General features: G+C 51.0%; 16 protein-coding genes. 7 read left to right on the top strand and 9 right to left on the bottom strand.

Features of this window, described 5'->3' with window-relative positions:
* Positions 1-151 precede the first annotated feature (151 nt).
* From ABD836_RS19210 to ABD836_RS19180, 7 genes are all read right to left on the bottom strand, one after another.
* Positions 152-1,114 (bottom strand): sensor domain-containing diguanylate cyclase, encoded by a 963-nt coding sequence (locus ABD836_RS19210; RefSeq protein WP_344939206.1) that lies wholly within the window; start codon positions 1,112-1,114, stop codon positions 152-154.
* On the bottom strand, positions 1,104-1,904 hold the full coding sequence (locus tag ABD836_RS19205) for an alpha/beta fold hydrolase (protein ID WP_344939203.1): 801 nt from the start codon (positions 1,902-1,904) through the stop codon (positions 1,104-1,106). Before ABD836_RS19205 ends, ABD836_RS19210 begins: the two co-directional genes overlap by 11 nt.
* A 263-nt stretch (positions 1,905-2,167) precedes the next feature.
* A complete protein-coding gene (gene aceK / locus ABD836_RS19200; protein ID WP_344939201.1) occupies positions 2,168-3,901 on the bottom strand; it encodes a bifunctional isocitrate dehydrogenase kinase/phosphatase in 1,734 nt (577 codons plus the stop codon).
* Positions 3,902-4,052: 151 nt separating this feature from the next.
* Positions 4,053-5,087 (bottom strand): LLM class F420-dependent oxidoreductase, encoded by a 1,035-nt coding sequence (locus tag ABD836_RS19195; protein ID WP_344939199.1) that lies wholly within the window; start codon positions 5,085-5,087, stop codon positions 4,053-4,055.
* A 48-nt stretch (positions 5,088-5,135) separates the two neighbouring features.
* On the bottom strand, positions 5,136-5,618 hold the full coding sequence (rraA, locus tag ABD836_RS19190; RefSeq protein WP_344939196.1) for a ribonuclease E activity regulator RraA: 483 nt from the start codon (positions 5,616-5,618) through the stop codon (positions 5,136-5,138).
* A 111-nt stretch (positions 5,619-5,729) separates the two neighbouring features.
* Positions 5,730-6,293 (bottom strand): hypothetical protein, encoded by a 564-nt coding sequence (locus ABD836_RS19185; protein WP_344939193.1) that lies wholly within the window; start codon positions 6,291-6,293, stop codon positions 5,730-5,732.
* 215 nt (positions 6,294-6,508) lie between these two features.
* Positions 6,509-8,107 (bottom strand): isocitrate lyase, encoded by a 1,599-nt coding sequence (locus tag ABD836_RS19180; protein ID WP_344939191.1) that lies wholly within the window; start codon positions 8,105-8,107, stop codon positions 6,509-6,511.
* 356 nt (positions 8,108-8,463) lie between these two features.
* Between ABD836_RS19180 and ABD836_RS19175 the strand changes: the two genes are divergently transcribed.
* From ABD836_RS19175 to ABD836_RS19145, 7 genes are all read left to right on the top strand, one after another.
* The gene (locus ABD836_RS19175) at positions 8,464-10,644 is read left to right on the top strand and encodes a malate synthase G (RefSeq protein WP_344939188.1); all 2,181 of its coding nucleotides are present in this window, start codon (positions 8,464-8,466) and stop codon (positions 10,642-10,644) included.
* A 245-nt stretch (positions 10,645-10,889) separates the two neighbouring features.
* Positions 10,890-11,837 (top strand): LysR family transcriptional regulator, encoded by a 948-nt coding sequence (locus ABD836_RS19170; RefSeq protein WP_344939185.1) that lies wholly within the window; start codon positions 10,890-10,892, stop codon positions 11,835-11,837.
* 151 nt (positions 11,838-11,988) lie between these two features.
* The gene (locus ABD836_RS19165) at positions 11,989-12,474 is read left to right on the top strand and encodes an FKBP-type peptidyl-prolyl cis-trans isomerase (protein WP_344939183.1); all 486 of its coding nucleotides are present in this window, start codon (positions 11,989-11,991) and stop codon (positions 12,472-12,474) included.
* Positions 12,475-12,669: 195 nt separating this feature from the next.
* Complete coding sequence (locus ABD836_RS19160) at positions 12,670-14,406, top strand: HAD-IIB family hydrolase (protein WP_344939180.1); 1,737 nt, start codon at positions 12,670-12,672, stop codon at positions 14,404-14,406.
* Positions 14,407-14,449: 43 nt separating this feature from the next.
* On the top strand, positions 14,450-15,673 hold the full coding sequence (locus ABD836_RS19155; protein ID WP_344939177.1) for a glycosyltransferase family protein: 1,224 nt from the start codon (positions 14,450-14,452) through the stop codon (positions 15,671-15,673).
* A complete protein-coding gene (locus ABD836_RS19150) occupies positions 15,673-17,442 on the top strand; it encodes an alpha-amylase family glycosyl hydrolase (protein WP_344939175.1) in 1,770 nt (589 codons plus the stop codon). Before ABD836_RS19155 ends, ABD836_RS19150 begins: the two co-directional genes overlap by 1 nt.
* Before the next feature lie 155 nt (positions 17,443-17,597).
* Entirely contained in the window at positions 17,598-19,391 is a 1,794-nt protein-coding gene (locus ABD836_RS19145) for an acyl-CoA dehydrogenase C-terminal domain-containing protein (RefSeq protein WP_344939172.1), read from the top strand.
* Between the two features lie 66 nt (positions 19,392-19,457).
* On the opposite strand, the gene acs is transcribed toward ABD836_RS19145, so the two are convergent.
* Complete coding sequence (gene acs, locus ABD836_RS19140; protein ID WP_344939169.1) at positions 19,458-21,395, bottom strand: acetate--CoA ligase; 1,938 nt, start codon at positions 21,393-21,395, stop codon at positions 19,458-19,460.
* A 248-nt stretch (positions 21,396-21,643) separates the two neighbouring features.
* Positions 21,644-22,024 carry an aspartate 1-decarboxylase gene (panD, locus tag ABD836_RS19135; RefSeq protein WP_008251283.1) on the bottom strand — a complete coding sequence of 127 codons (381 nt, stop codon included), beginning with the start codon at positions 22,022-22,024 and terminating at the stop codon, positions 21,644-21,646.
* Positions 22,025-22,039: the final 15 nt, after the last annotated feature.

Here is a 22,039-nt window from a genome sequence, read left to right as displayed (position 1 = left end):
CGATCAACATTAAGCAGCAAGGTATTCTGAAGTTAAAAGCGACGGGGCTCGTCGTTTCTGCTCATGGAGGCCTGCGTAAGACCGGCACAGTGTCGGCAGCGGCCTAAGAAGTGAGAAGCCTCACCCTGGCGAAGCGTAGGGTGGGGAGAAGTCACACGTGATTGATTTGCCTTGGCCTGTCATTTCTTTTCTCGTCAAAAAATATTGTGCAGTTTCTTCCCGCTGCTTTTGCACGATATAAGGCTTCATCGGCACACTTAACTAACAGGTTTAGCGGTGTCTTCTTATTGGCCTGGGTTTGGCTAACACCAATACTGACCGTGAGATGTTGCTGGTCTAAGTTAATCGACCCGGCTAATTCGTGTATGCGATGGGCGTAGCTTCGCGCGGCATCGCGGCTGGCGTCAGGCATGACGATAATAAATTCTTCACCGCCATAGCGGCCGACAATGTCAGAGCTGCGACCAGATTCACTCAGTATTTTGCCTAGTTGTTTTAGTATGCGATCGCCGTAAGGGTGTCCGTGACTATCGTTTATTACTTTAAAATAGTCGATGTCGATAAAGAGCAGTGCAACTTCGCGTGAGCCTCGTATTGCCTGTTCTACAAGACTTTCACTTAATCGCATAAGTTCGCGGCGGTTATTGACGCCGGTGAGTTCATCGGTAGTGGCGAGTGAGTTGAGAGTCTCCGCTTGGGCTTCTAAACGTTCCCGATTAGTGATGAGCTCTTCGTAGAGTTTGTCGCGATTAATCGATGGCACAATTGTCCAATACAGTAGATCTTCTTGATCTGGTGCGCTTCGAATATAAACCACAGCAGGTAGGCGTTCACCGTTGCCTTTTATTAAGGTGATTTGTGTTTCTTCGCAGCGGCCCTCAACGGAGGTTATCGGAAAGAGGTATGAGTCGCAAAAAATTTGCGAGGCTCCGGTGAAGAGAATATTGATATCGTTACCGAGGAGGCGCGAGTCATCCCAGCCGAGCTCTTTCTGGAAATAGCTATTGGTAAAAATAATTTTTCGGTGTTTGTCACTAATCATGAGTGCGCAAAGGAAATGATCGGCAAAATCAGCCTTTGTGGTTTCTGGCTGGGAGGAGATTTTACTTTCCATTGAACTGAGTTTCTCGATCTAGTGACACGAAATCCTTAATTTTAGCGCTAATGTCTGTGGGGTTTGTCATATGCAGGCAGTGGCCGTGGGCGTCGATAATATGTAATTCGCTATTGGAGATATTTTGATTCATGTATTGGCCTACCCGTACTGGTGCGAGTATGTCGTTACTACTTTGGAGAATTAAGCATGGCAGTGGTGTTTGAATTAGTAAGTTCCGGTGATCTTCAAAGAAAGTGGCCTTGGCAAAGTTCTTGGCAATAATAGGGTCAGTAGAGCAAAAGCTGCCGGTGAGTTCGTCGAGAAAAGCTTCTTTGTTTGCTGTGCCTATAACTAAGGGCGCGAGGTAATTTGCCCAGCCGATATAGTTTTTGTCCATCAGTGATATTAATTCTTCGAGATCTTGGCGATCAAAGCCACCCATATAATCTGGTGGTTGATTGAGGAAGCACGGTGACGGGCAAACCATTGTCAATGATGAGAATAGCTCAGGCCGCGCGATAGACGCCATTAGCCCGATCATGCAACTTACCGAATGCCCAATGAACGTGATGTTACGTAATTGCAGTGCGTCGCAGATTTCAATTAGGTCTTGGCTGTAACCGCTAAGTTGGCTGTAACGGCGGGAGGAGTAGGCTGAGATTGTCGAGTGACCGGAGCCGACGTAGTCGAATAGAACGATGCGAAAGTGCGTTTCAAGGCTTGGTATTAGAAATCGCCACATGTTTTGATCGCAGCCGAAACCGTGGGCCATGAGCAGAGTCTGTTCACCGCTTCCGATAATTTGCACATTGTTTCTACGTAAAATATCGCTCGCGGGCATCTGCTTCACATCTCTGGGTGTTGGGTTTGCAGAAGCGGAGTGTGAGGATTGAGGATCTGCACAAGTACAATGGTTAGAATCCCCATTTTATGACCGATGCGGTGAGATGGATGTAGGTAGATGCACTTATACGCGGCGCGCTAGTGGCGATGCTATGGAGAATTCATGTTGCGCAGGTAAGCGAATGCCCAAAGGAGACGCAGCGGCTTCCCCTGGGCGTTTAGCGGTTGTCAGAGCACGGCGCGCTGTTGGAAACGCTGTTTCTTGCGGTATGGGAAAACGTCGGCAACGTAGCCATTGCGTATTATTTCTTGCAGGCCTTGCCAGTAGGCTGGATCGTAGAGGTCGCTATGTAGGGAATCAAACACTTTTTTAGCGCGCTGATTGCCAGAGAAGAACAGGCGAAACTCTTCGGGGAAGACGTCTTCTGGTTTGACCTCGTACCAGGGTTGGCTGGACATCGCTTGCTCGTCGTTCTTGGGTTCCGGCAGCTTGCGGAAGTTGCAATCGGTCAGCGGGCAAATTTCGTCGTAGTCATAGAACACCACCCGTCCGTGACGGGTAACCCCGAAGTTTTTGAGCAGCATATCGCCGGGGAAGATATTGCCGGCGGCCAATTGTTTTATGGCATTGCCGTATTCGCCCATCACGCTGTCGAGCTGTTGTTCGTTGCAGTCTTTGAGGTAGAGGTTGAGAGGGGTCATTTTGCGCTCAACGTAGACGTGCTTTAAGAGAAGCGCGTTGCCCTTTACGCTGACCTTGGACGGCGCCTCTTTTTCTAACTCGGCGATGAGCTCGTCGGAGAAGCGGCGACGATCAAAGGCCAAGTTATTAAACTCTTGTGTGTCTGCCATGCGCCCGCCACGGTCCCAACGTTTTACTAGGCTATAACATTTACGGACATGTTCTTGGCTCATGTCTTTTGGCGGCGTGAAGCGATCTTTGATCACTTTGTATACATAGCCAAAGTCAGGCCGGGTAAATACCAGCATGACCATGCCCTTGATTCCCGGCGCAATAATATAGGGTGAATCACTATTGGTGGTTTCGTTTACCGCAAAGCGATAGAACTCGGTTTTGCCGTGTTTCGGCATGCCGATAGCGATATACAGTTCAAAGATTTCTTTGTGGGGCATTAAACGATGTAAAAAGGCGATGTACTCTGAGGGTACCGAGGTGTCGACCATGAAGTAGCTACGACTGAAGCTAAATAGTATGGAAATATCATCTGGGTCAGAGAGCACGGTGTCGACAAATATAGAGTTGTTCTCGCTGTGCAGGATTGGCAGTACAAAAGGCATGCTGAAATCGCCACTGACAATACGGCCAACCAAGTAAGCGGCTTTGTTGCGGAAGAATAAGGACTCTAAGGTTTCGACGTAAATATCTTTGCTGCGGTCTCGTATTTTTGGGATAAGCTCGCGGTTGACCACGTTCATGATAAAGCCCACGTCGCGGTCAAGGTCTTCCCAGGGGATATTGAATTCGCAGTCGATGAGTAGCGATTTGGCAATATCTGCAGCATTGTCACCGTCGAAGCGGTAGCGCCGTAGTATGGACTCGCTTGAAACGGGGGCGCAGTGTTCAACTGACGTCAGTGCAAAGGTGTGCAGGTCGCGGATTTTTTCGTGGTTAAAGATGTAGCAATATATTGAATTGAAAAACGACTGTGCAATTTCGAAGTTGTCGTGATTTTGAATTAATTCGGCGTACTCTTGTTTGGCGATTTCCCAGTTGTCGCGATCTTCGACACTGCCACCGGTAATGGTATAGGCGGCCTCAGCAACAATTCGGCGTTTTTGTTTCCATAAATCTAAGCGGTCGCGCATGGCCTTTTGAGCGCCGTGCCAATCAGCGCCCTCAAAGCGCGCTTGGGCGCCGAGGGTAATGTTTTTATACTCTGCAAAGAATGCATCAAAGCCATTGAGAATGGCCATGGCAAGGCGACGGGTAACGGCGGTCATGGGGGCGTCCTTAGTGTGTGGCTGTTTATGGTTCGGCAGATATTGGCCGTATGCTTGACGGAAGACGCTAAAACCGTATCACTGCCTAAGGCGGCTAGCTATCTATGTGAGTGCAGCGATTGCGCTAGCGTCTCCCATCAAGCGCTTCCTCTTAAAGGAAGCAATCCGCCATTACTTCCATTGCGTCGGGCTGCTGGCAGTTCAGTAGCATGGTGTTGACTTCACCTCGGCTACACGCGGCGTTCCAGTCTTTGGCGCGTTCGCGAATACGGGCTTCTGGGCCAACCAGCGCGACTTCGTCGACGAGCGCATTGGGTATAGCTGCGCGGGCTTCGTCTTTTTTGCCGGCCAAGTACAGGTCCTGTACTTCTTCGGCGGCGTCGCCATAACCCATGCGAGTTGCGTAGTCGGTGTAGAAGTTTTTACCCTTGGCACCCATGCCGCCGATATAAAGCGCGAGGAAGTCTTTAACAAATACACGGCAGCCGTCAAGGTCGTCATCCATTATGACGCCCACAAAGGGAGCTACATCAAAATCGGCTTTCGTTCGGCCGCTAATTTGTAAGCCTTTATCAATACTTGGCTGCAGCACGGAGTATTTCTCTGGGCTCATCCAAACCGGAAATACGCCATCGGCAACTTCTGCTGAGGCGCTTACGCCGGCCGGTGTGATAGACGCGGTATAGATAGGAATGCTGGGATCACCGTGAAGTATGGATTTTAGCGGCTTGCCAAGACCCGTCGCGCCGGGGCCTTTATAAGGCATTTGGTACATTTTGCCGTCAAATTCGACTGGGCCTTTGCGCTCAAAAATTTCTTTCATGATTTTGATGTACTCGCGGGTGCGAGTTACAGGCTTGCCGTAGGGCACGCCGTGCCAGCCTTCTACTACTTGTGGGCCAGAGGCGCCAAGGCCAACGATAAAGCGGCCACCCGACAGCTGGTCGAGGCTCATCGCGGTCATCGCGCACATGGCTGGGCTGCGTGCCGGCATTTGCATAATAGCCGTGCCGACTTTAATTTTGCTGGTTTGGGCAAGTATCCATGCGGCAGGGGTAACGGCATCTGAACCGTAAGCTTCTGCGGTCCATACTGAATCAAAGCCGAGGGTCTCGGCTTGTTTAACAGTATCCATGGGAATGGATAGTTTTGCCCCAGAGTAGCCCAGTAATAGTCCTAGTTTCATTGTCTTATCCTTTTATTTTGTTTGCGACAGCCTAGTAGATTACGGCGCTTATGTCAGCGCCTGACTTGAAATGATAATACCGGTTAGGTCGGCGTAAAGGTGTTCGCCAGGGCTTAGGGTGGTGCCGCCAAACTCTAGGGCTATGTCGCAGCGTCCGTCGCCCAGTTTTTCGGTTTTACGGGGGACGCTGCCCAGCGCCATAATCCCAATTGGCATGGTGGCAAGTTCTTCAACATCGCGAAGATAGCCGTAAATTACGATGCCACGCCAACCATTCTCGGCGGCTGCGCGGGCGAGGTTGTCGCCTAGTAAAGAGCGCCGCGGCGAGGCGCCACCGTCGACTACGAGTACTCGATCCTTGCCGGGCTCTTTGACCATTTCGGCAACTCTTGAGTTGTCTTCGAAGCATTTTATGGTCGCTATCTCGCCCCAAAAATGCTGCTTGCCGCCATAGTGACGAAAATTACCGTCGATTACGCGAACCTTATCGCCGTGTTCATCGCAGAGGTCGGGGGTGGATATAATGTCCATAATGGCTCCTGTAATTTGCTTTGCCTAAGGTCAGAGGTGGCGGGAGTAAAATACTACTATGCCCTTTTTTGCGTCTCCCGTCTTCCGTCCTGCTTGTCCATAATTGTTTGTTTAGCCAGTAATAATATCGAGGCATGATGCATCAATATCGGCATTCAGATAGGCCATTCCCAATACGCTTAAGTACGCTAATCGATCTGCCTTCATTAGGTCTATTTCGGGTGTTCCTAAACCGTTTTCCTGGTAGATGGCGGCTAGGTAGGCCATAAAGTCTTCGCCCTCTTTTAGTAGCAGTAAGCTTGCCGCACCGACATCGGGTTTTACTTTAGCATTTAGCGCCTCTGGCAGTGTTATGCCAAACACGACGGCTTGCTCGTCGCCTTCAATGCGCACGCTGCGGTTTCTTACTGTTTGCGTGGCCCAGTAAAAGGCGAGCTCTTTGCTTTGGGTTAAAAATACCGGTTCAATCGATTCGGTGTAGCTATTTCCGATTGTTGCCATGGTTTGCTTTGCGGCGTTCTTGAGCGCTTTGTCGCCGGAACGCTTTAGGCCTTGCGCTTTGATTGAGTCAACCAGCGCCGACGAAGTGCCGTGATACCAGACGTTACTCGTAGCAAATCCTTGGTCGCTTAATACATTTTTAGCGTCTTTAAGAAAAGTAGGTGTATCAGTCATATTCGAAGTCACTTAGTCAGATTGAGATAGCAGGTAGCGGGAATGCTGAGTTAAAAGCCATTCTCTGCTTTTGCCGAAATAGTAGGGAGCAATCATATTCTATTCACAAAAAAGGCGACACCTTTTGCAAGGGTCGCCTTTTTGTACTGCGCTGAACTGTGCCCTGCGTATGCGTATGCAATCGTTAGGGCACGTCACTTACACCTTAATTCAACTTAGCTGAACTGGTTAGAAGTGTTTTTCGCGCCGCCTGCTTTCAGTGCAAGCTCGCCAGCGTAGTATTCTTTGTGGTCGTCACCCATGTCTGAACCAGACATGTTTTGGTGCTTAACACAGGCGATACCCTGACGAATTTCTTTACGCTGTACGCCAGCAACATAACCCAGCATGCCCTGCTCACCGAAGTACTCTTTTGCGAGGTTGTCAGTAGACAGCGCTGCAGTGTGGTAAGTCGGCAGAGTGATCAGGTGGTGAAATACGTTCGCTTCACGGGCAGTATCTGCTTGGAAGGTCTTGATGCGTTCGTCAGCAGTAGCAGCTAGCGCAGTGTCGTCGTAATCAGCGCTCATTAGTGCTGTACGATCGTAAGCAGAAACGTCTTGACCTGCTTCAACCATTGCATCGTAAGCCTGCTGACGGAAGTTCAGCGTCCAGTTGAAAGAAGGTGAGTTGTTGTACACCAGCTTCGCATCTGGGTGAACTTTCCGAACGTCATCCATCATGCCCTTGATTTCGTGAACAGTCGGAACGGCAGTTTCAATCCACAGCAAGTCAGCGCCGGCATTGATGGCTTCGATACAATCGAATACGCAACGCTCGTGGCCAGTACCTTGACGGAATTGGTATAAACCCGAAGGCAGACGCTTAGGGCGTACCAGTTTGCCGTCACGGTTGAAGCAGACATCGCCTTCAGCCATATCAGCTACGTCGATTTCTTCAACGTCTAAGAAAGAGTTGTAAACGTCGCCCTGATCACCTGGCTCTTTAACAACCGCAATTTCTTTGGTCAGGCCAGCGCCTTCAGAGTCAGTACGTGCAACGATAACGCCGTTGTCGACACCCAGCTCCAAGAAAGCGTAACGCAATGCGCGCAGCTTATTGTGGAAGTCGGCGTGAGGTACGGTTACTTTGCCGTCTTGGTGGCCGCACTGCTTCTCGTCAGCAACCTGGTTTTCGATCTGCAAGCAGCACGCGCCGGCTTCGATCATTTGCTTGGCCATCAGGTAAGTCGCCTCAGCGTTACCGAAGCCAGCGTCGATATCGGCAACAATGGGTACTACGTGAGTAACATGGTTGTCGATTTGATCTTGGATCTTAGCTTCTTCAGCCGTGTCGCCAGCTTCGCGAGCAGCATCTAGAGCGCGGAATAGGCCGCCAAGCTCACGTGCATCTGCTTGACGCAGGAAGGTGTACAGTTCGCGAACCAAATCGGCAACAACGGTTTTTTCATGCATTGATTGGTCAGGCAGGGGACCGAAGGAAGAGCGCAGCGCGGCAACCATCCAGCCAGACAGGTACAAGTAGCGACGGTCAGTTTTGCCGTTGAAGTGTTTCTTGATAGAAATCATCTTCTGCTGACCAATGAAACCATGCCAGCAACCCAGAGACTGAGTGTATTTAGTCTTGTCTTTGTCGAACGCTGCCATGTCTGCGCGCATGATGTCGGCAGTGTATTTGGCAATGTCTAGACCGGTTTTGAATTTGTTCTGTGCACGCATGCGTGCTGCAGATTCTGGGTTGATGGCGTCCCAGCTGCTGCCGCCGGTTTCTTTGAGTGAGGCAACTGCCTGGATGTCTGCTTGTAGAGTTGACATATGTGGTCCCTATTTTGTCGCGTTTAGGTTGTTTAACGCTGGCTAGTCTACGCGCGGCGGTTAAATTTTTCTAATTTATAGTTATTATGACGAGTATTTTTCTTGCGAATGAGGTTTGCTTGATAGTATTTGAAGAGCTATATAGCTACATAACAAGATAAGTGCAAATTAAATGGCTGGCGTGGTGTATTGCTAAAGTGGCTCGATTTAGTGCGTGCATTCACAAAAAGAATAGCAGTGATAATATGGATAAATTTGCAGAATTATCCTCAGCTGCTAGGATGTCATTCTATATCGCGCTTCATCGTAAGCCACTATTTCTTAAACAGAACATACTAAATTCATAAGGAGTGATTATGTCTTCGCAGGCCAATACCCGGGTGCAGCACGCAGGTTTACAGATTGCTGATGTGCTTTATCGTTTGGTCAACGATGAGGTTGCTCCTGGTACCGGTATAAGCACCGCGCAGTTTTGGGATGCAATGGCAGCCCTGATTAAAGATCTTGCGCCGAAGAATCGCGCACTGCTTGCAAAGCGTGAGCAAATTCAAGCGCAAATCGACGATTGGCACCGCGCTAATCGTGGTCAGTTCAACGCCGCAAAGTATAAAGCCTTTTTGACCGACATTGGTTACTTGCTACCTGAACCCGCAGACTTTGCGGTGAGCACCGTAAATGTTGATGAAGAAATAGCGACATTGGCAGGCCCACAGTTGGTTGTACCTGTAATGAATGCGCGTTACGCGCTCAACGCGGCTAACGCGCGTTGGGGCAGTCTTTACGATGCGTTGTACGGCACCAATGTTATTTCAGAGGCCGACGGCGCCGACAAGGGCAAGGGCTACAACCCTGTTCGTGGTGCGAAAGTAATCGCCTATGCTCGCCAGTTTTTGGATCAAAGCGCGCCGCTGGTTGCTGGCAGTCATGCCGATGCCACACTTTATAGTGTTGTAGATGGTGCGTTGGCCGTGAGCTTGGCCGATGGGTCTGTAGCGGCGCTGCAAAAGCCGGAGCAATTTGTGGGTTTCCTTGGCGACGCCGCCAGCCCGAGCAATATTTTGCTGGTCAACAACGGCTTGCACATCGATATCCAAATTGATGATCAGCACCCTATAGGCCGTGATGACGCTGCGCGGGTAAAAGACGTGGTGTTGGAATCGGCGCTTACCACGATCCAAGATTGCGAAGACTCCGTTGCGGCAGTCGATGCCGACGATAAAGTCGAGGTTTATCGCAATTGGCTGGGATTAATGAAGGGCGATCTTCAGGAGAAGCTTACTAAGGGTGGCAAAGAGATGGTGCGCACCCTGGTTGGTGATCGGGTGTTTACTGCTGCCGAGGGCGGTGAGAAGAGCTTACACGGCCGAAGCCTGTTGTTGGTTCGTAACGTTGGTCACTTAATGACGAACGAAGCCATTATCGATGCTGACGGCTTTGAAGTGCCCGAAGGCATTATGGATGCCATGGTTACCGTATTGGCGGCGATGCACGATCTAAAACAAACCGGTTCACTGCGCAATTCGCGCACTGGCAGCGTTTATATCGTTAAGCCGAAAATGCATGGCCCTGAAGAAGTTGCCTTTGCTGGTGAGTTGTTCACACGTGTTGAAGATGCTTTTGGTCTGCCACGCAATACTCTGAAAATTGGCATTATGGATGAAGAGCGCCGCACCACGGTTAACCTTAAAGCCTGTATTGCTGCGGTGCCTGAGCGGGTTATCTTTATCAATACCGGTTTCTTGGATCGTACCGGTGACGAAATTCACACCAGCATGGAAGCCGGCCCGTTTGTGCGCAAGGCGGATATGAAGCAGCAGGCGTGGATTAGTGCCTACGAAGATTGGAACGTAGATATCGGTTTGGCCTGTGGTTTAAGCGGGCGCGCCCAAATCGGTAAGGGCATGTGGGCAATGCCGGACGAAATGGCGGCCATGATGGATGCGAAAATTGCACATCCGCAAGCTGGCGCAAACTGCGCGTGGGTGCCGTCACCGACTGCGGCGACCCTGCATGTTATGCACTACCACCAAGTTAATGTTAAATCAGTGCAAGAACAGTTGGCCAGCCGTCAGCGCGCCGCGCTGGATGACATTTTAAGCATCCCTGTAGCGGAAAACCCCAATTGGAGCGCGGAAGAGATTCAGCAAGAATTGGATAACAACGCTCAGGGTATGCTCGGCTACGTGGTGCGCTGGATTGACGCCGGTGTTGGCTGTTCCAAAGTGCCTGATATCAATGATGTTGGTTTGATGGAAGATCGCGCGACCCTGCGTATCTCCAGCCAGCATATCGCAAACTGGTTGCACCACGGTGTGTGCACCGAAGAACAAGTAATGGAAACCATTAAGCGCATGGCTGCGGTAGTTGATCGCCAGAACGCGAGCGACCCGAGCTACACGCCAATGGCGCCCAACTTTGACGACAGCGTGGCCTTCCAAGCCGCCTGTGAACTGGTATTTAAAGGTTGTGAGCAGCCTAGTGGATACACTGAACCAGTATTGCATCGCCGTCGTATAGAGTACAAAGCGCAGGTTTAAACCCAAGGGTTTATGCTCAGTTTTAAACAGTTCCTTTCCTGTCAGTGAGGCTTGGCCCGGATTTATCCGGGCCTTTTTTATTGCAAAGCCGGGTGTCGGACGTATGGCGTCAGAAGCTGTTTGTGGGGCTTTTACGTCCGACTTCAGGCATCCGCCGCCCGACTTGCCTTGCAGCCTCTGGCAGCAAGGCTTAAAAACGCCCATAATCACCTCAAACTATAAAGTCCTGCGGAGTTATTCTTAGTATGAATCTATCGCGAATCGATCTTAACTTGCTGGTCTATCTCGACGTGCTGTTGCGGGAGAAAAATGTCACTCGCGCTGCAGAGCAATTGGGCATTACCCAGCCAGCGCTGAGTAATGGTTTGCGGCGTCTGCGGGATTTGTTTAATGATCCACTGCTGGTGCGCACTAGTGAAGGTATGACGCCAACTGAACGAGCGCTGGAATTGCAGCCTCAAGTGCGCACGATTTTGTCTGCGGTCGAGCAGGCGGTGCTGCCAGTATCGGAGTTTGAGGTTACTAAGAGCACGCGAGTGTTTCGGATTATGGCCAGCGACTATGCTGAGTCCACGCTGCTGATGCCATTGCTCTTTAAGCTTAGGGATGAAGCGCCAAATATTACCTTGGATATTCTTACGCCCAGCGACGTCACTTTTCAGGATCTTGAGCAGGGCAAGATTGATATGGCGATCAACCGCTTTGACCGCCTGCCTCAGTCTTTTCATCAGGCTACGGTATGGCGAGACAGTTTTTCTTGCTTAATGAGTAGCGGCAATTCGGCATTAAATAACTTTGATATGGACGCTTTTTTAGCGGCGCCTCATATTTGGGTTAGCAAAACCGGTATGGGTGTTGGTCGCGGTATGAGCCAGCGCGACAGTCAGCGCTTGGGGTGGGTGGATGAGGCCTTGGCCGAGTGTGGGCACGAGCGGCAAATCCGCGTGTTTACCCGGCATTACCAGGTTGCGGCGCTATTGGCCAAGCACCCTGATTTGATAGCTACGTTACCAACTCAGGTGGCTAATCTGTATACCGACGACCCGCGTTTAGCTGTACGTAAGCCGCCGTTTATGATTATTCCCATCGAGCTGAAATTGGCGTGGAGTCCCTTGTTGCAGCACGACCCCGGCCATATTTGGTTGCGCCGTCGTATTGTTGAAGTGGGCGAGGAAATTTCTGGTCGCGCCTGAGTTTGGCTGTAGCGCGCCAAGTTCTGCAAAGCGCGCCGATATTGCCAGCTGGTCGTCGAATCTCGCCAAATAGGCAATAATTTTGCCCCTTGGCGTGACCTTGCCCACTAAAACTGTCATGCTTACCGGCTTATTTTAACGGGAGGCTCCCATGATTATTGCTAACGATTGCGTAGTGGCTTTTCACTACACCCTGACTGACGAAGCTGGTGTTGAAATTGACACTTCAAAAGGTCAAGAGCCACTGGCCTACCTGCATGGTCATGGCGGAATTATTCCGGGTTTAGAGCGTGAACTGACTGGAAAAACCATTGGCGACGCAATGAAAGTGACTGTTCAGCCTGAAGATGGCTACGGCGAGCTAAATGCTGAGCTTATTCAAGCTGTGCCACGCGAGGCGTTCCAGGGCGTTGATCAAATTGAAGTTGGTATGCAATTTCAAGCACAGGGTGCGCAGGGTCAGGTGCAAACTGTTGTGGTTAAAGCGGTTGACGACGAGTCGGTTACTGTTGACGCAAACCACCCTCTGGCCGGTCAGGTCTTGAGTTTTGATGTCAGCATTGAAGAAGTGCGCGCTGCCAGCGAAGAAGAATTGAGCCACGGCCATGTTCACGGCGCCGGTGGTCATCAGCACTAAGTTTTTGCGGTGTTAGAAAGGAGCCTTTTGGCTCCTTTTTTTTGCGAAAAATTTGTGCCCAAACCGCATAGGCAATTGCGGTTAGCTATTTTATTGGCAAGGAAACTGCTTGTTAAAGGCGTTGGGCGTATCGATATTTGAAATCGCACTGTGCTATAACTAAACAGCGGCATTTATTTCTAAGAGGACATTCTATTGTCAAAGATAGACGCAGACCTGACTGAATTTTTACTGGGCGAGCGTTTGCCGGAAGACTACCGGCGGCAAATACATGATTATTTTATTCCATTTATTCGCGATATCCTGCCGCAAATAGAATGCGGCGAACTGCGGGTATTGGGTATTCACGGTGCCCAAGGCAGTGGTAAGTCGACGCTAGCGGAATTTTTGCGTTGGTATCTGGAGGGCGAGCACGGTATGACCGTCGCGGTGGTATCGATCGACGATTTCTATTTGCGTCGCGCAGAACGACAGGCGCTGGCCGCAGCGGTGCATCCTTTATTGCTTACCCGCGGCGTGCCGGGCAGTCACGATGTGTCCCTCGCTGAAGAAACCTTGACCGATTTAATGGCCTTGACGACAGGCCAGCAATTGGATCTACCACGCTTTGATAAAGCCAGCGACGATCGGGCGCCGCAGTCGGAATGGCCGACAATTTATGGGCCAGTCGATTTAATTATCTTTGAAGGTTGGTGTCTCGGCGCGGAGCCTTGTGACGAGACTGCATTGATCGCACCGGTCAATAGTCTCGAGGCCGCAGAGGACCGTGAGGGTCAGTGGCGAGGCTATGTAAATAGGGCGTTGGCTGGTGAGTATCGTCGCCTCTTTTCAAAAATAGATTATCTCCTGATGCTTGCCGCGCCGAGTTTTGACTGTGTGCAGGGTTGGCGCCTAGAGCAAGAACAGAAACTCGCCGCGCGAGTGGATAGGGGCACTGCCACGGCATTGATGGATTCCGCCGCGATTCAGCGCTTTATCCAGCATTATGAGCGTATTACTCGGCAGTGTTTGGCGACATTGCCGCAGCGTGCTGATTGCGTAATGACGATGGCAAAAGATCGCCGAATTAGCGCGGTGAGTTACGCTGAACATGGCTCAGCGAATATTGCTGAATTGCCTCCCACGGTGATTTTTACTGATTTAGACGGCACGCTACTGGATCACGATAATTACTCCTTTAGCGCGGCGACATCGGCGCTGGCGCGGATCGCCGAGCTCGATATTATTTGGGTGCTCAATACCAGTAAGACCCAGGCTGAGCTTCATCAATTGGCTGGCCAACTAAATAATCCCTATCCTTTCATTATTGAAAATGGCGCAGCCGTTGTGGTGCCTGAGGGCTGTGATTTGCTGGCAGGCGTGCCGCTTGATGTGGTGAACGGTCAGCGGGTAAAGGCATTTGCTCCGCGGCGCGAAGATATCGTTCAGTTGCTGCATGATTGGCGAACAGAGAAGGGGTTTCAGTTTTCAGGCTTCGCCGATTACAGTGCACCAATGTTGTGCGAAACAACGGGATTACGTTTACACGAGGCTGAGCTGGCTTTGCAGCGTGAATATTCGGAGCCGATTCGTTGGGAGGACAGCGCTGAACGTTGGCAGGAGTTTGCCGCCTTGCTTTCAGCGGAAGGCTTGCAAGCGCTGAAAGGGGGGCGTTTCATCCATATTATGGGTGCCGCCGATAAAGGGGCGGCAATGGCGTGGCTGGCTTCTTGCTTATATCCAACTGGGGCCGCGCCGCGACTTATCGCTTTAGGTGATAGTGGTAATGATATTGCCATGCTGGTGCGCGCTGACATTGCTGTTGTGGTGCGTTCGCCGCATCACGCACCGCCGGACATTATGGCGCCGCAGGGGGAGTTACGTATTACTGAGGGTTTTGGCCCATCGGGTTGGAATCAAGCTATTTTGGATATTTTAGGTGCGGCTACGTAAGCGGCATTCGTAATTACATGATGACAATAAGATAGGTATTTTTATGGGTGATTTTTACCAGAACGGCATCATTACTACATTGCACAACTTAATTGATCGTCCGGTTAGTGACATTGAGGCCGAACTTAAGCAGTTTGCTAAGCAGCGACCGATGTCCTTGATGTTGCCGTCACTGTTTTCTGAGTTAGAGGGGCCGGCATTAGCCGCCATTATTGATGAAATTGCCAAAGTCGATTATATCGACGAAATTATCATTGGCCTGGATCAGGCCGACGAGGCGCAATATCGCTACGCGTTAAAATTTTTTAGCCGATTGCCCCAGCGTCACCGGGTGCTTTGGAATGACGGTCCGCGCCTCCGCGAAATAGATGCACGTTTACAGAAACGGGGCTTGTCGCCAGAGGAGCCGGGCAAGGGGCGCAATGTGTGGTTTTGCCTGGGCTTTATTCAGGCATCTGGTCGCGCAGAAGCGATCGCACTGCACGATTGCGATATTCTGACCTATGACCGTCGCTTGCTCGCGCAATTGTTTTATCCGGTGGCTAACCCCGCGTTTAATTATGAATTTTGTAAGGGGTACTATGCTCGGGTGGCTGACGGCAAAATTAACGGCCGGGTCAGTCGTTTACTTGTGACACCGTTAATTCGGTCGTTGAAAAAAATTCTAGGCTCGCTGGATTACCTTGATTACCTCGATAGCTATCGTTATCCCTTGTCTGGGGAGTTTTCCATGCGAATGGACGTGCTAAACGATTTGCGCATTCCCAGTGACTGGGGCTTGGAAATTGGTGTGCTGTCAGAGATGTATCGCAATTACTCGACTAACCGCCTGTGTCAGGTTGATATTGCGGATGCTTATGATCATAAACATCAATCTCTGTCCGCGGCCGATGATGGCAGTGGCCTGTCAAAAATGTCGATTGATATTTCCAAAGCGATTTTCCGCAAGCTGGCCACCAACGGTGTGGTTTTTAATAGTGAAACCTTCCGGACTATCAAGGCTACTTATTATCGCGTTGCCTTGGACTTTGTCGATAGCTACCGCGCTGACGCGGTCATGAATGGCCTCGATTTAGACCTGCACCGCGAGGAGCAGGCGGTGGAGTTGTTTGCGCAGAATATTGTGAAAGCCGGGAATATGTTTTTAGAAAACCCAATGGAAACCCCATTCATCCCCAGCTGGAATCGGGTAAGCAGCGCAGAGCCGAGTTTGCTTGACGATATGCTGCTTGCGGTCGAGGCTGACAATGAGGAATTTGCAGAGTAATGACGGATTTAGGGCCTGAGCATCATTTACGAAATCGTCTCGCCACGCATTTACAGGTTTTGTACCCAGACCTCGATAAAGCGGCATTAGTCGAAGAAATAATTGGCGTGATGGCGCTGGATCAGCGCTGCTTTATGCCGGAGGCCCATAAAAATCACTGGGACGAAAGTGATGCTTTGGTGATCACTTACGGCGACTCAATTTTGCGCGAGGGAGAGTGGCCGCTGCATACGCTGCACGACTTTCTGCGGCGAGAGTTGCGGGGTGTGGTCAGCGGGGTGCACATTTTGCCCTTCTATCCCTACAGCTCCGATGACGGTTTTTCGGTCATTAACTATGTTGAGGTTAATCCCTCTCTGGGTGATTGGCAGGATGTGAGTGCGATTGCTCGTGACTTCGACTTGATGGCCGACTTGGTGATTAACCACTGTTCGAGCCGTAGTCTCTGGTTTGAAAATTTTAAACAGCGTCGTGATCCGGGGCAGGATTATTTTTTTGAGGCCGACCCTGAACTGGATTTAAGTGCTGTGGTGCGTCCCCGTACGAGCTCTTTGCTTAACGAAGTGCAGACCCTTGATGGCAAGCGCCATGTTTGGTGTACGTTTAGCCATGACCAAGTTGACCTAAATTTTAAGAACCCGACGGTGTTGCTTGAATTTATTAAAATTATTCGGCATTACTTGGATATGGGGGTCAAAATATTCCGCCTCGACGCAGTTGCGTTTCTGTGGAAAATACCTGGCACCAACTGTTTGAATCTGGAGCAGACACACGAGGCAGTGCGTCTGCTCCGTAGTCTGATTGAGCACGCGGTGCCCGACGCCATTATCATTACAGAAACGAATATTCCGCTACGTGAAAATTTGGCCTACTTTGGCAACGCTAACGAAGCGCATATGGTGTACAACTTTTCGCTGCCGCCTTTGTTAATCAATACCATGGTCACTGGTAGTAGTCGCGCCCTAAAAACCTGGATGATGGGGATGCCGGCGGCGCAGGATGGTACGACCTACTTTAATTTTATCGCCTCACATGACGGTATCGGCTTGCGCCCGGCTGAGGGTTTGTTGTCTGACGATGAAATTCAGGCGATGGTAGGTCTTATGCAAAAAAGCGGAGGCCGAGTGTCGTGGCGCGCGTTGGCTAATGGGGAAAATCGGCCGTATGAAATTAATATTAGTTTGTTCGATGCGATGCGTCGGCGAATTATGGATGGCGATTCAGCGGACGATGATGAAGACGGCTACCAAGAACAGCGATTTATCTGCGCTCACGCACTTATGTTGGCCGTGCAAGGCGTGCCAGCATTTTATATTCATAGCTTGTTAGCCACTGAAAATGACGAGAATCGGGTTTTGCATACCAGTCATAATCGTTCGATTAATCGCCATCAGTGGTCGGCGGATGATCTTGAGACGCAGTTGGCCACGTCGAGTCATCACGCTCGGATTTTTGCTGTGCTCAAGGAATTGATAGCGTTGCGCTCTGCGCAGCCCGCATTCCACCCTAATGCAGCGCAGTATCCCTTACATTTGGGTGATCAGGTTTTCGGTTTGCGTCGGGAAAGTAGCTCTGACGGCAAATCTGGTCAAACCGTGCTGGCTATTTATAACGTCAGTGCTATCCCGCAATCGCTATCATTGGGTAGTCTAAATTTAGACGCTGATAAACAATGGCGCGAATTGCTCAGCGACGGTGATATCCACGCCGAAACCGGTGATATTGTATTGCCGCCATACGCCTATTGTTGGCTTGCCTGCGGATCTTGAACCGGGCTGCTAGGCTCGGTTCTTGTATGCGCTGGGGTTTTTATGGTGAGTGAATGATCTGCATGTCTGTTGACCCCCGATGTTACTAAACCGCCGTCGTTAATCTGCTATGGTGTTTTCACTTAATGATGTGAACACCAGATCTGAGGTTTGTGATGGCTGACTACAAAGCCCCCCTGCGCGATATCGATTTTGTCCTAAAAGATTTTTTAAACTGCGAACAACACTACGCTGGCCTTACGGGTTGTGAGGAGCTTGGTGCCGATTTAATGGATGCCATTATCGGCGAGGGTGCCAAGTTCGCCGAGAATGTGGTGAACCCCATTGCCGCAAGCGGTGATGAGCAGGGCTGCCAGTATGTTGATGGCAAGGTGACAACACCGAGCGGTTTTAAAGAGGCCTTTCGGCAGTGGGGCGAGGGCGGTTGGCAAACGCTGGGTATTCCTGTGGCGGCAGGCGGGCAAGGTCTGCCATCATCGCTGGGCTCGGTTATTGGTGAAATGGTGGGTGCGCCGAGTTGGGCGTTCAGCATGTACGGCGGTCTGGCGCTGGCGCCGGTCACCTGTCTTCTGAACGGCGGCACTGAAGAGCAGAAACAGCGATATTTGCCCAAGCTGCTCAGTGGCGAATGGGCCGGTACTATGTGTCTGACTGAGGCGCATTGTGGTTCGGATGTTGGCTTGTTGCGCACCAAGGCCAGCAAAAATGATGACGGCACCTATACATTGCAGGGCACCAAGATATTTATCTCCGGTGGCGAGCAGGATATGACTGACAACATCATTCACGCGATTCTGGCGAGGGTGGAGGGGGCGCCGGCAGGCACCAAAGGGATCTCTTTGTTCATCGCGCCTAAGTACTGGGTTGATGAAGATGGTGCAATGGGGGAGTTTAACAATATTAATTGCGGTGCCATTGAGAAGAAGATGGGGCTCAAGGCTTCTGCTACCTGCGTAATGAATTACGATGGGGCTCGCGCGGTACTTTTGGGTGAAGAGAATCGCGGCCTGGAGATTATGTTCAAATTAATGAACGCGGCCCGGCTTGGCACGGCTTTGCAGGGGCTCGCGATGGGCGAAATGGCGTATCAAGGCGCCGTGAGTTACGCTCGCGACCGCTTGCAAATGCGCTCGTTAACCGGCCCTAAAAACCCCAATGGCCCCGCTGATCCGATTATGGTCCACCCAGATGTCCGCCGTATGCTGCTTACCCAAAAAGCCTTTGTCGAAGGTCAGCGCGGGCTTATTTACTGGTTGGCGCAGCAAGTTGATTTGAGTCAGTTTGGTAGTGAAGAGCAGCAGGCTGAGGCCGGGCAGCTATTGGAGTTACTCACGCCAATTGCCAAGGCATTTTGTACTGAAACAGCGCAGGAGGTGACATACCTCGGCGTGCAGGTGTTTGGTGGTCATGGCTATATCAGCGATAACGGCATGGAGCGGATAGCGCGGGATAACCGTATTTCCACCGTGTACGAAGGTACCACCGGCATTCAGGCGCTCGACTTAATTGGTCGCAAGGTGCTGGGCAGCGGCGGCAGCGTATTGCGTAATTTTACAAAGATTGTGCATAAATACTGTGAAGCAAATAAAGATAATGCGCAGCTAGCCGAGTTTATCGCGCCGCTCGTTTTGCTGAATAAAGAATGGGGTGAAGTCACTATGGCGGTTGGTGAAAAAGCCATGGCTGACGCCGACGAAGTGGGCGCTGCTTCGGTCGATTATTTGATGTATTCCGGCTACGTGGTCTTTGCTTTTCTCTGGGCGCAGATGGCGGAAGTTGCTCAGCAAAAGCTCGATTCAGGTATGGATGATCCGCTCTATCACGGCAAACTCAAAACCGCGCGCTTCTACTTTCAAAGGCTACTGCCGAGAACGGCAAGTCATAAAGCGGCTATGCTCGCCGGGGCGGCGGGCCTTATGGGTATGGCTGAAGAAGAGTTTATTTGCTAAGTACCGGCTTGGTGTGAGTGAAGCCCCGGATGCGGTATTCGTCTGCGCTCGGGGCTTTGGTTTTACTTATCTATTCAGGCGATTGTCAATAAGCTGATCAACCACGGATGGGTCTGCAAGCGTTGATGTGTCGCCAAGGTTGTCGAGTTCATTGGCGGCAATTTTGCGCAGTATTCGGCGCATGATTTTACCGGAGCGTGTCTTCGGTAGTCCCGGCGCCCACTGAACCAAGTCTGGTTTGGCAATTGGGCCGATTTCCTTAACGCAAAGTGCGGTTAATTCCTTAAGCAATTCATCGCTGCCTTCAACATCGTGCATCAACGTGACGTAGGCGTAAATACCTTGGCCCTTAATGTCATGTGGGTAACCCGCGACGGCTGCCTCAGCGACGGCCTCGTGAAGTACAAGGGCGCTTTCAATTTCGGCTGTACCCATGCGGTGGCCAGAAATATTCAAAACGTCATCAACACGCCCCGTGATCCAGTAATCGCCGTCTGCATCGCGCCGCGCACCGTCGCCGGTAAAATAATAGCCGGGGTGGGTGCTGAAATACGTTTCGATCAGGCGTTGGTGGTCGCCATAGACGCTGCGAATCTGGCCGGGCCAGGAGCGTTTGATCACAAGAAGGCCCTCGCCAGCGCCGCTGATCTCATTGCCATCGTTGTCTAATAGCGCGGCTTCCACGCCAAAGAAGGGTCTGGTGGCTGAGCCGGGCTTCATATCAATAGCGCCGGGCAGTGGTGTCAGCATATGGGCGCCGGTTTCAGTTTGCCACCAAGTATCGACGATGGGGCAACGCTGCTCACCGATTACGCGGTGATACCATTCCCAGGCTTCAGGGTTGATTGGCTCACCGACCGTGCCGAGCAATCGCAGGCTGCTGCGATCTGTACCTCCTACATAGTCGTCACCGGCGCCCATTAAAGCGCGCAGTGCGGTGGGCGCAGTGTAGAAGATATTTACTTTATGTTTGTCTACTACCTGCCAGCACCGCGAGGCGTCGGGGTAAGTGGGTACACCTTCAAAAAGTAGGGTCGTAGCGCCATTGGCGAGGGGGCCGTAGACAATATAGCTGTGACCGGTGATCCAGCCGACATCGGCGGTACACCAAAACACTTCACCATCTTTGTAGTCAAAGACGTATTTGTGGCTCATTGCTGATTGCAGTAAATAGCCTGCGCTAGTGTGCATTACGCCCTTCGGTTTACCCGTGGAGCCAGAGGTATACAGTATAAAGAGTGGGGTTTCGCTGGGCATGGCGACCGCGGGGCAGTCGGCGCTGACTTTTGCCATTTCCTCGTGATACCAGAGGTCGCGGCCGTCTAGCCAGTCAATTGGGCCGCCAGTGCGTTTTACTACCAGGCATTTCTCGATGCTAGGGCAGTGCGCCAATGCTTTATCCGCATTCACTTTGAGCGGAATTTTTTTACCGCTACGCAGACCTTCGTCGGCGGTAATCAGCATTTTGCAGTCCGCGTTCTGAATCCGGTCTTTCAGTGCTTCAGGTGAAAACCCGCCGAATACGACGGAGTGAATGGCGCCAATGCGGGCGCAGGCCAACATCGCATAAGCTGCTTCGGGAATCATTGGCATATAAAGGCAAACGCGGTCGCCTTTGCTAATACCGTTCGCTTTTAGCACATTGGCGAGCTTGGAAACTTCACGGTGCAGTTCGCGGTAGCTGATGTGTTTAGATTCGCTGGGGTCGTCGCCTTCCCAAATAATGGCGGTTTGCTCAGCGCGGGTGTCGAGATGGCGGTCTATGCAGTTGTAGGCGACATTGAGTTCGCCGCCCTCAAACCAGCTGGCTTCACCTTTGCGAAAGTCATAGCTGTTCACTGTGTGCCAATCTTTATCCCAGCTTAAAAAGGAATTCGCCTGGCTTGACCAAAAGGTGTCCGGGTCGGCTAAGGATTGCTCATACATGGCGTCGTATTGTTCGCGGTTGACGTGAGCGTTAGCCGCGAAATGACTTGGTACTGGGTGAACCTTGATTTTACTCATAGCAGGACTCTCAAATGCGCGATTGTTATCGTTGGACGGTGTGGCGCGTCGCATTGCGGATTTCAATTTAGCAGAATAACGGCTTGGCGACAGTGATTGAAGCCCCTTACGACTAAAGTCTGGGCTTGGTTTGCGCGCAGATAGTATAGGCTTATAGGCGTGAGAAAATCTGCCAGCGTAGCTGTGGCATATGAAGGGCAAAGGGGGCTTTCGCGCGATTTGGCTTGTGGCCGAAATCGCGCAGCGTGTTAGGCGACTTGAACGGGGATGGCGTTGCTGGCGTGGCTAACCGTGTTGTCTTGATTCATATAGATCAAGCGGGGTTTGAAGTTGATTAGTTCAACCTCGGAATAACTGGCATAGGCGCAGATAATAATAATGTCGTCGACATTGGCCTTGTGAGCCGCGGCGCCATTAATAGAGATTATGCCACTATTGTCTTCACCACGAATTGCATACGTGGTGAATCGCTCCCCATTGGTGACATTGTAAATTTGAATTTGCTCAAATTCACGGATACCCGACATATCGAGTAGCTTGCCATCAATTGCACAGGAGCCTTCATAATTTAGCACTGCATGTGTAACGCAGGCTTTATGGAGTTTCGCTTTCAGCATAACGGACTGCATAACGCTGTTCCTTTC

It is taken from the genome of Zhongshania borealis, assembly GCF_039539625.1.
GTDB classification, from domain to species: domain Bacteria; phylum Pseudomonadota; class Gammaproteobacteria; order Pseudomonadales; family Spongiibacteraceae; genus Spongiibacter; species Spongiibacter borealis.
Note: the sequence above shows the minus strand (reverse complement) of the source record. Positions and strands in the feature narration are given on the sequence as shown.

What these genes read in the sequence shown, in the direction of transcription:
- ABD836_RS19210 (WP_344939206.1), bottom strand. Translation starts at nt 1,114, where the DNA reads ATGGAAAGTAAAATCTCCTCCCAGCCAGAAACCACAAAGGCTGATTTT.
- aceK (WP_344939201.1), bottom strand. Translation starts at nt 3,901, where the DNA reads ATGACCGCCGTTACCCGTCGCCTTGCCATGGCCATTCTCAATGGCTTT.
- ABD836_RS19195 (WP_344939199.1), bottom strand. Translation starts at nt 5,087, where the DNA reads ATGAAACTAGGACTATTACTGGGCTACTCTGGGGCAAAACTATCCATT.
- rraA (WP_344939196.1), bottom strand. Translation starts at nt 5,618, where the DNA reads ATGGACATTATATCCACCCCCGACCTCTGCGATGAACACGGCGATAAG.
- ABD836_RS19185 (WP_344939193.1), bottom strand. Translation starts at nt 6,293, where the DNA reads ATGACTGATACACCTACTTTTCTTAAAGACGCTAAAAATGTATTAAGC.
- ABD836_RS19180 (WP_344939191.1), bottom strand. Translation starts at nt 8,107, where the DNA reads ATGTCAACTCTACAAGCAGACATCCAGGCAGTTGCCTCACTCAAAGAA.
- ABD836_RS19175 (WP_344939188.1), top strand. Translation starts at nt 8,464, where the DNA reads ATGTCTTCGCAGGCCAATACCCGGGTGCAGCACGCAGGTTTACAGATT.
- ABD836_RS19170 (WP_344939185.1), top strand. Translation starts at nt 10,890, where the DNA reads ATGAATCTATCGCGAATCGATCTTAACTTGCTGGTCTATCTCGACGTG.
- ABD836_RS19165 (WP_344939183.1), top strand. Translation starts at nt 11,989, where the DNA reads ATGATTATTGCTAACGATTGCGTAGTGGCTTTTCACTACACCCTGACT.
- ABD836_RS19155 (WP_344939177.1), top strand. Translation starts at nt 14,450, where the DNA reads ATGGGTGATTTTTACCAGAACGGCATCATTACTACATTGCACAACTTA.
- ABD836_RS19150 (WP_344939175.1), top strand. Translation starts at nt 15,673, where the DNA reads ATGACGGATTTAGGGCCTGAGCATCATTTACGAAATCGTCTCGCCACG.
- ABD836_RS19145 (WP_344939172.1), top strand. Translation starts at nt 17,598, where the DNA reads ATGGCTGACTACAAAGCCCCCCTGCGCGATATCGATTTTGTCCTAAAA.
- acs (WP_344939169.1), bottom strand. Translation starts at nt 21,395, where the DNA reads ATGAGTAAAATCAAGGTTCACCCAGTACCAAGTCATTTCGCGGCTAAC.
- panD (WP_008251283.1), bottom strand. Translation starts at nt 22,024, where the DNA reads ATGCAGTCCGTTATGCTGAAAGCGAAACTCCATAAAGCCTGCGTTACA.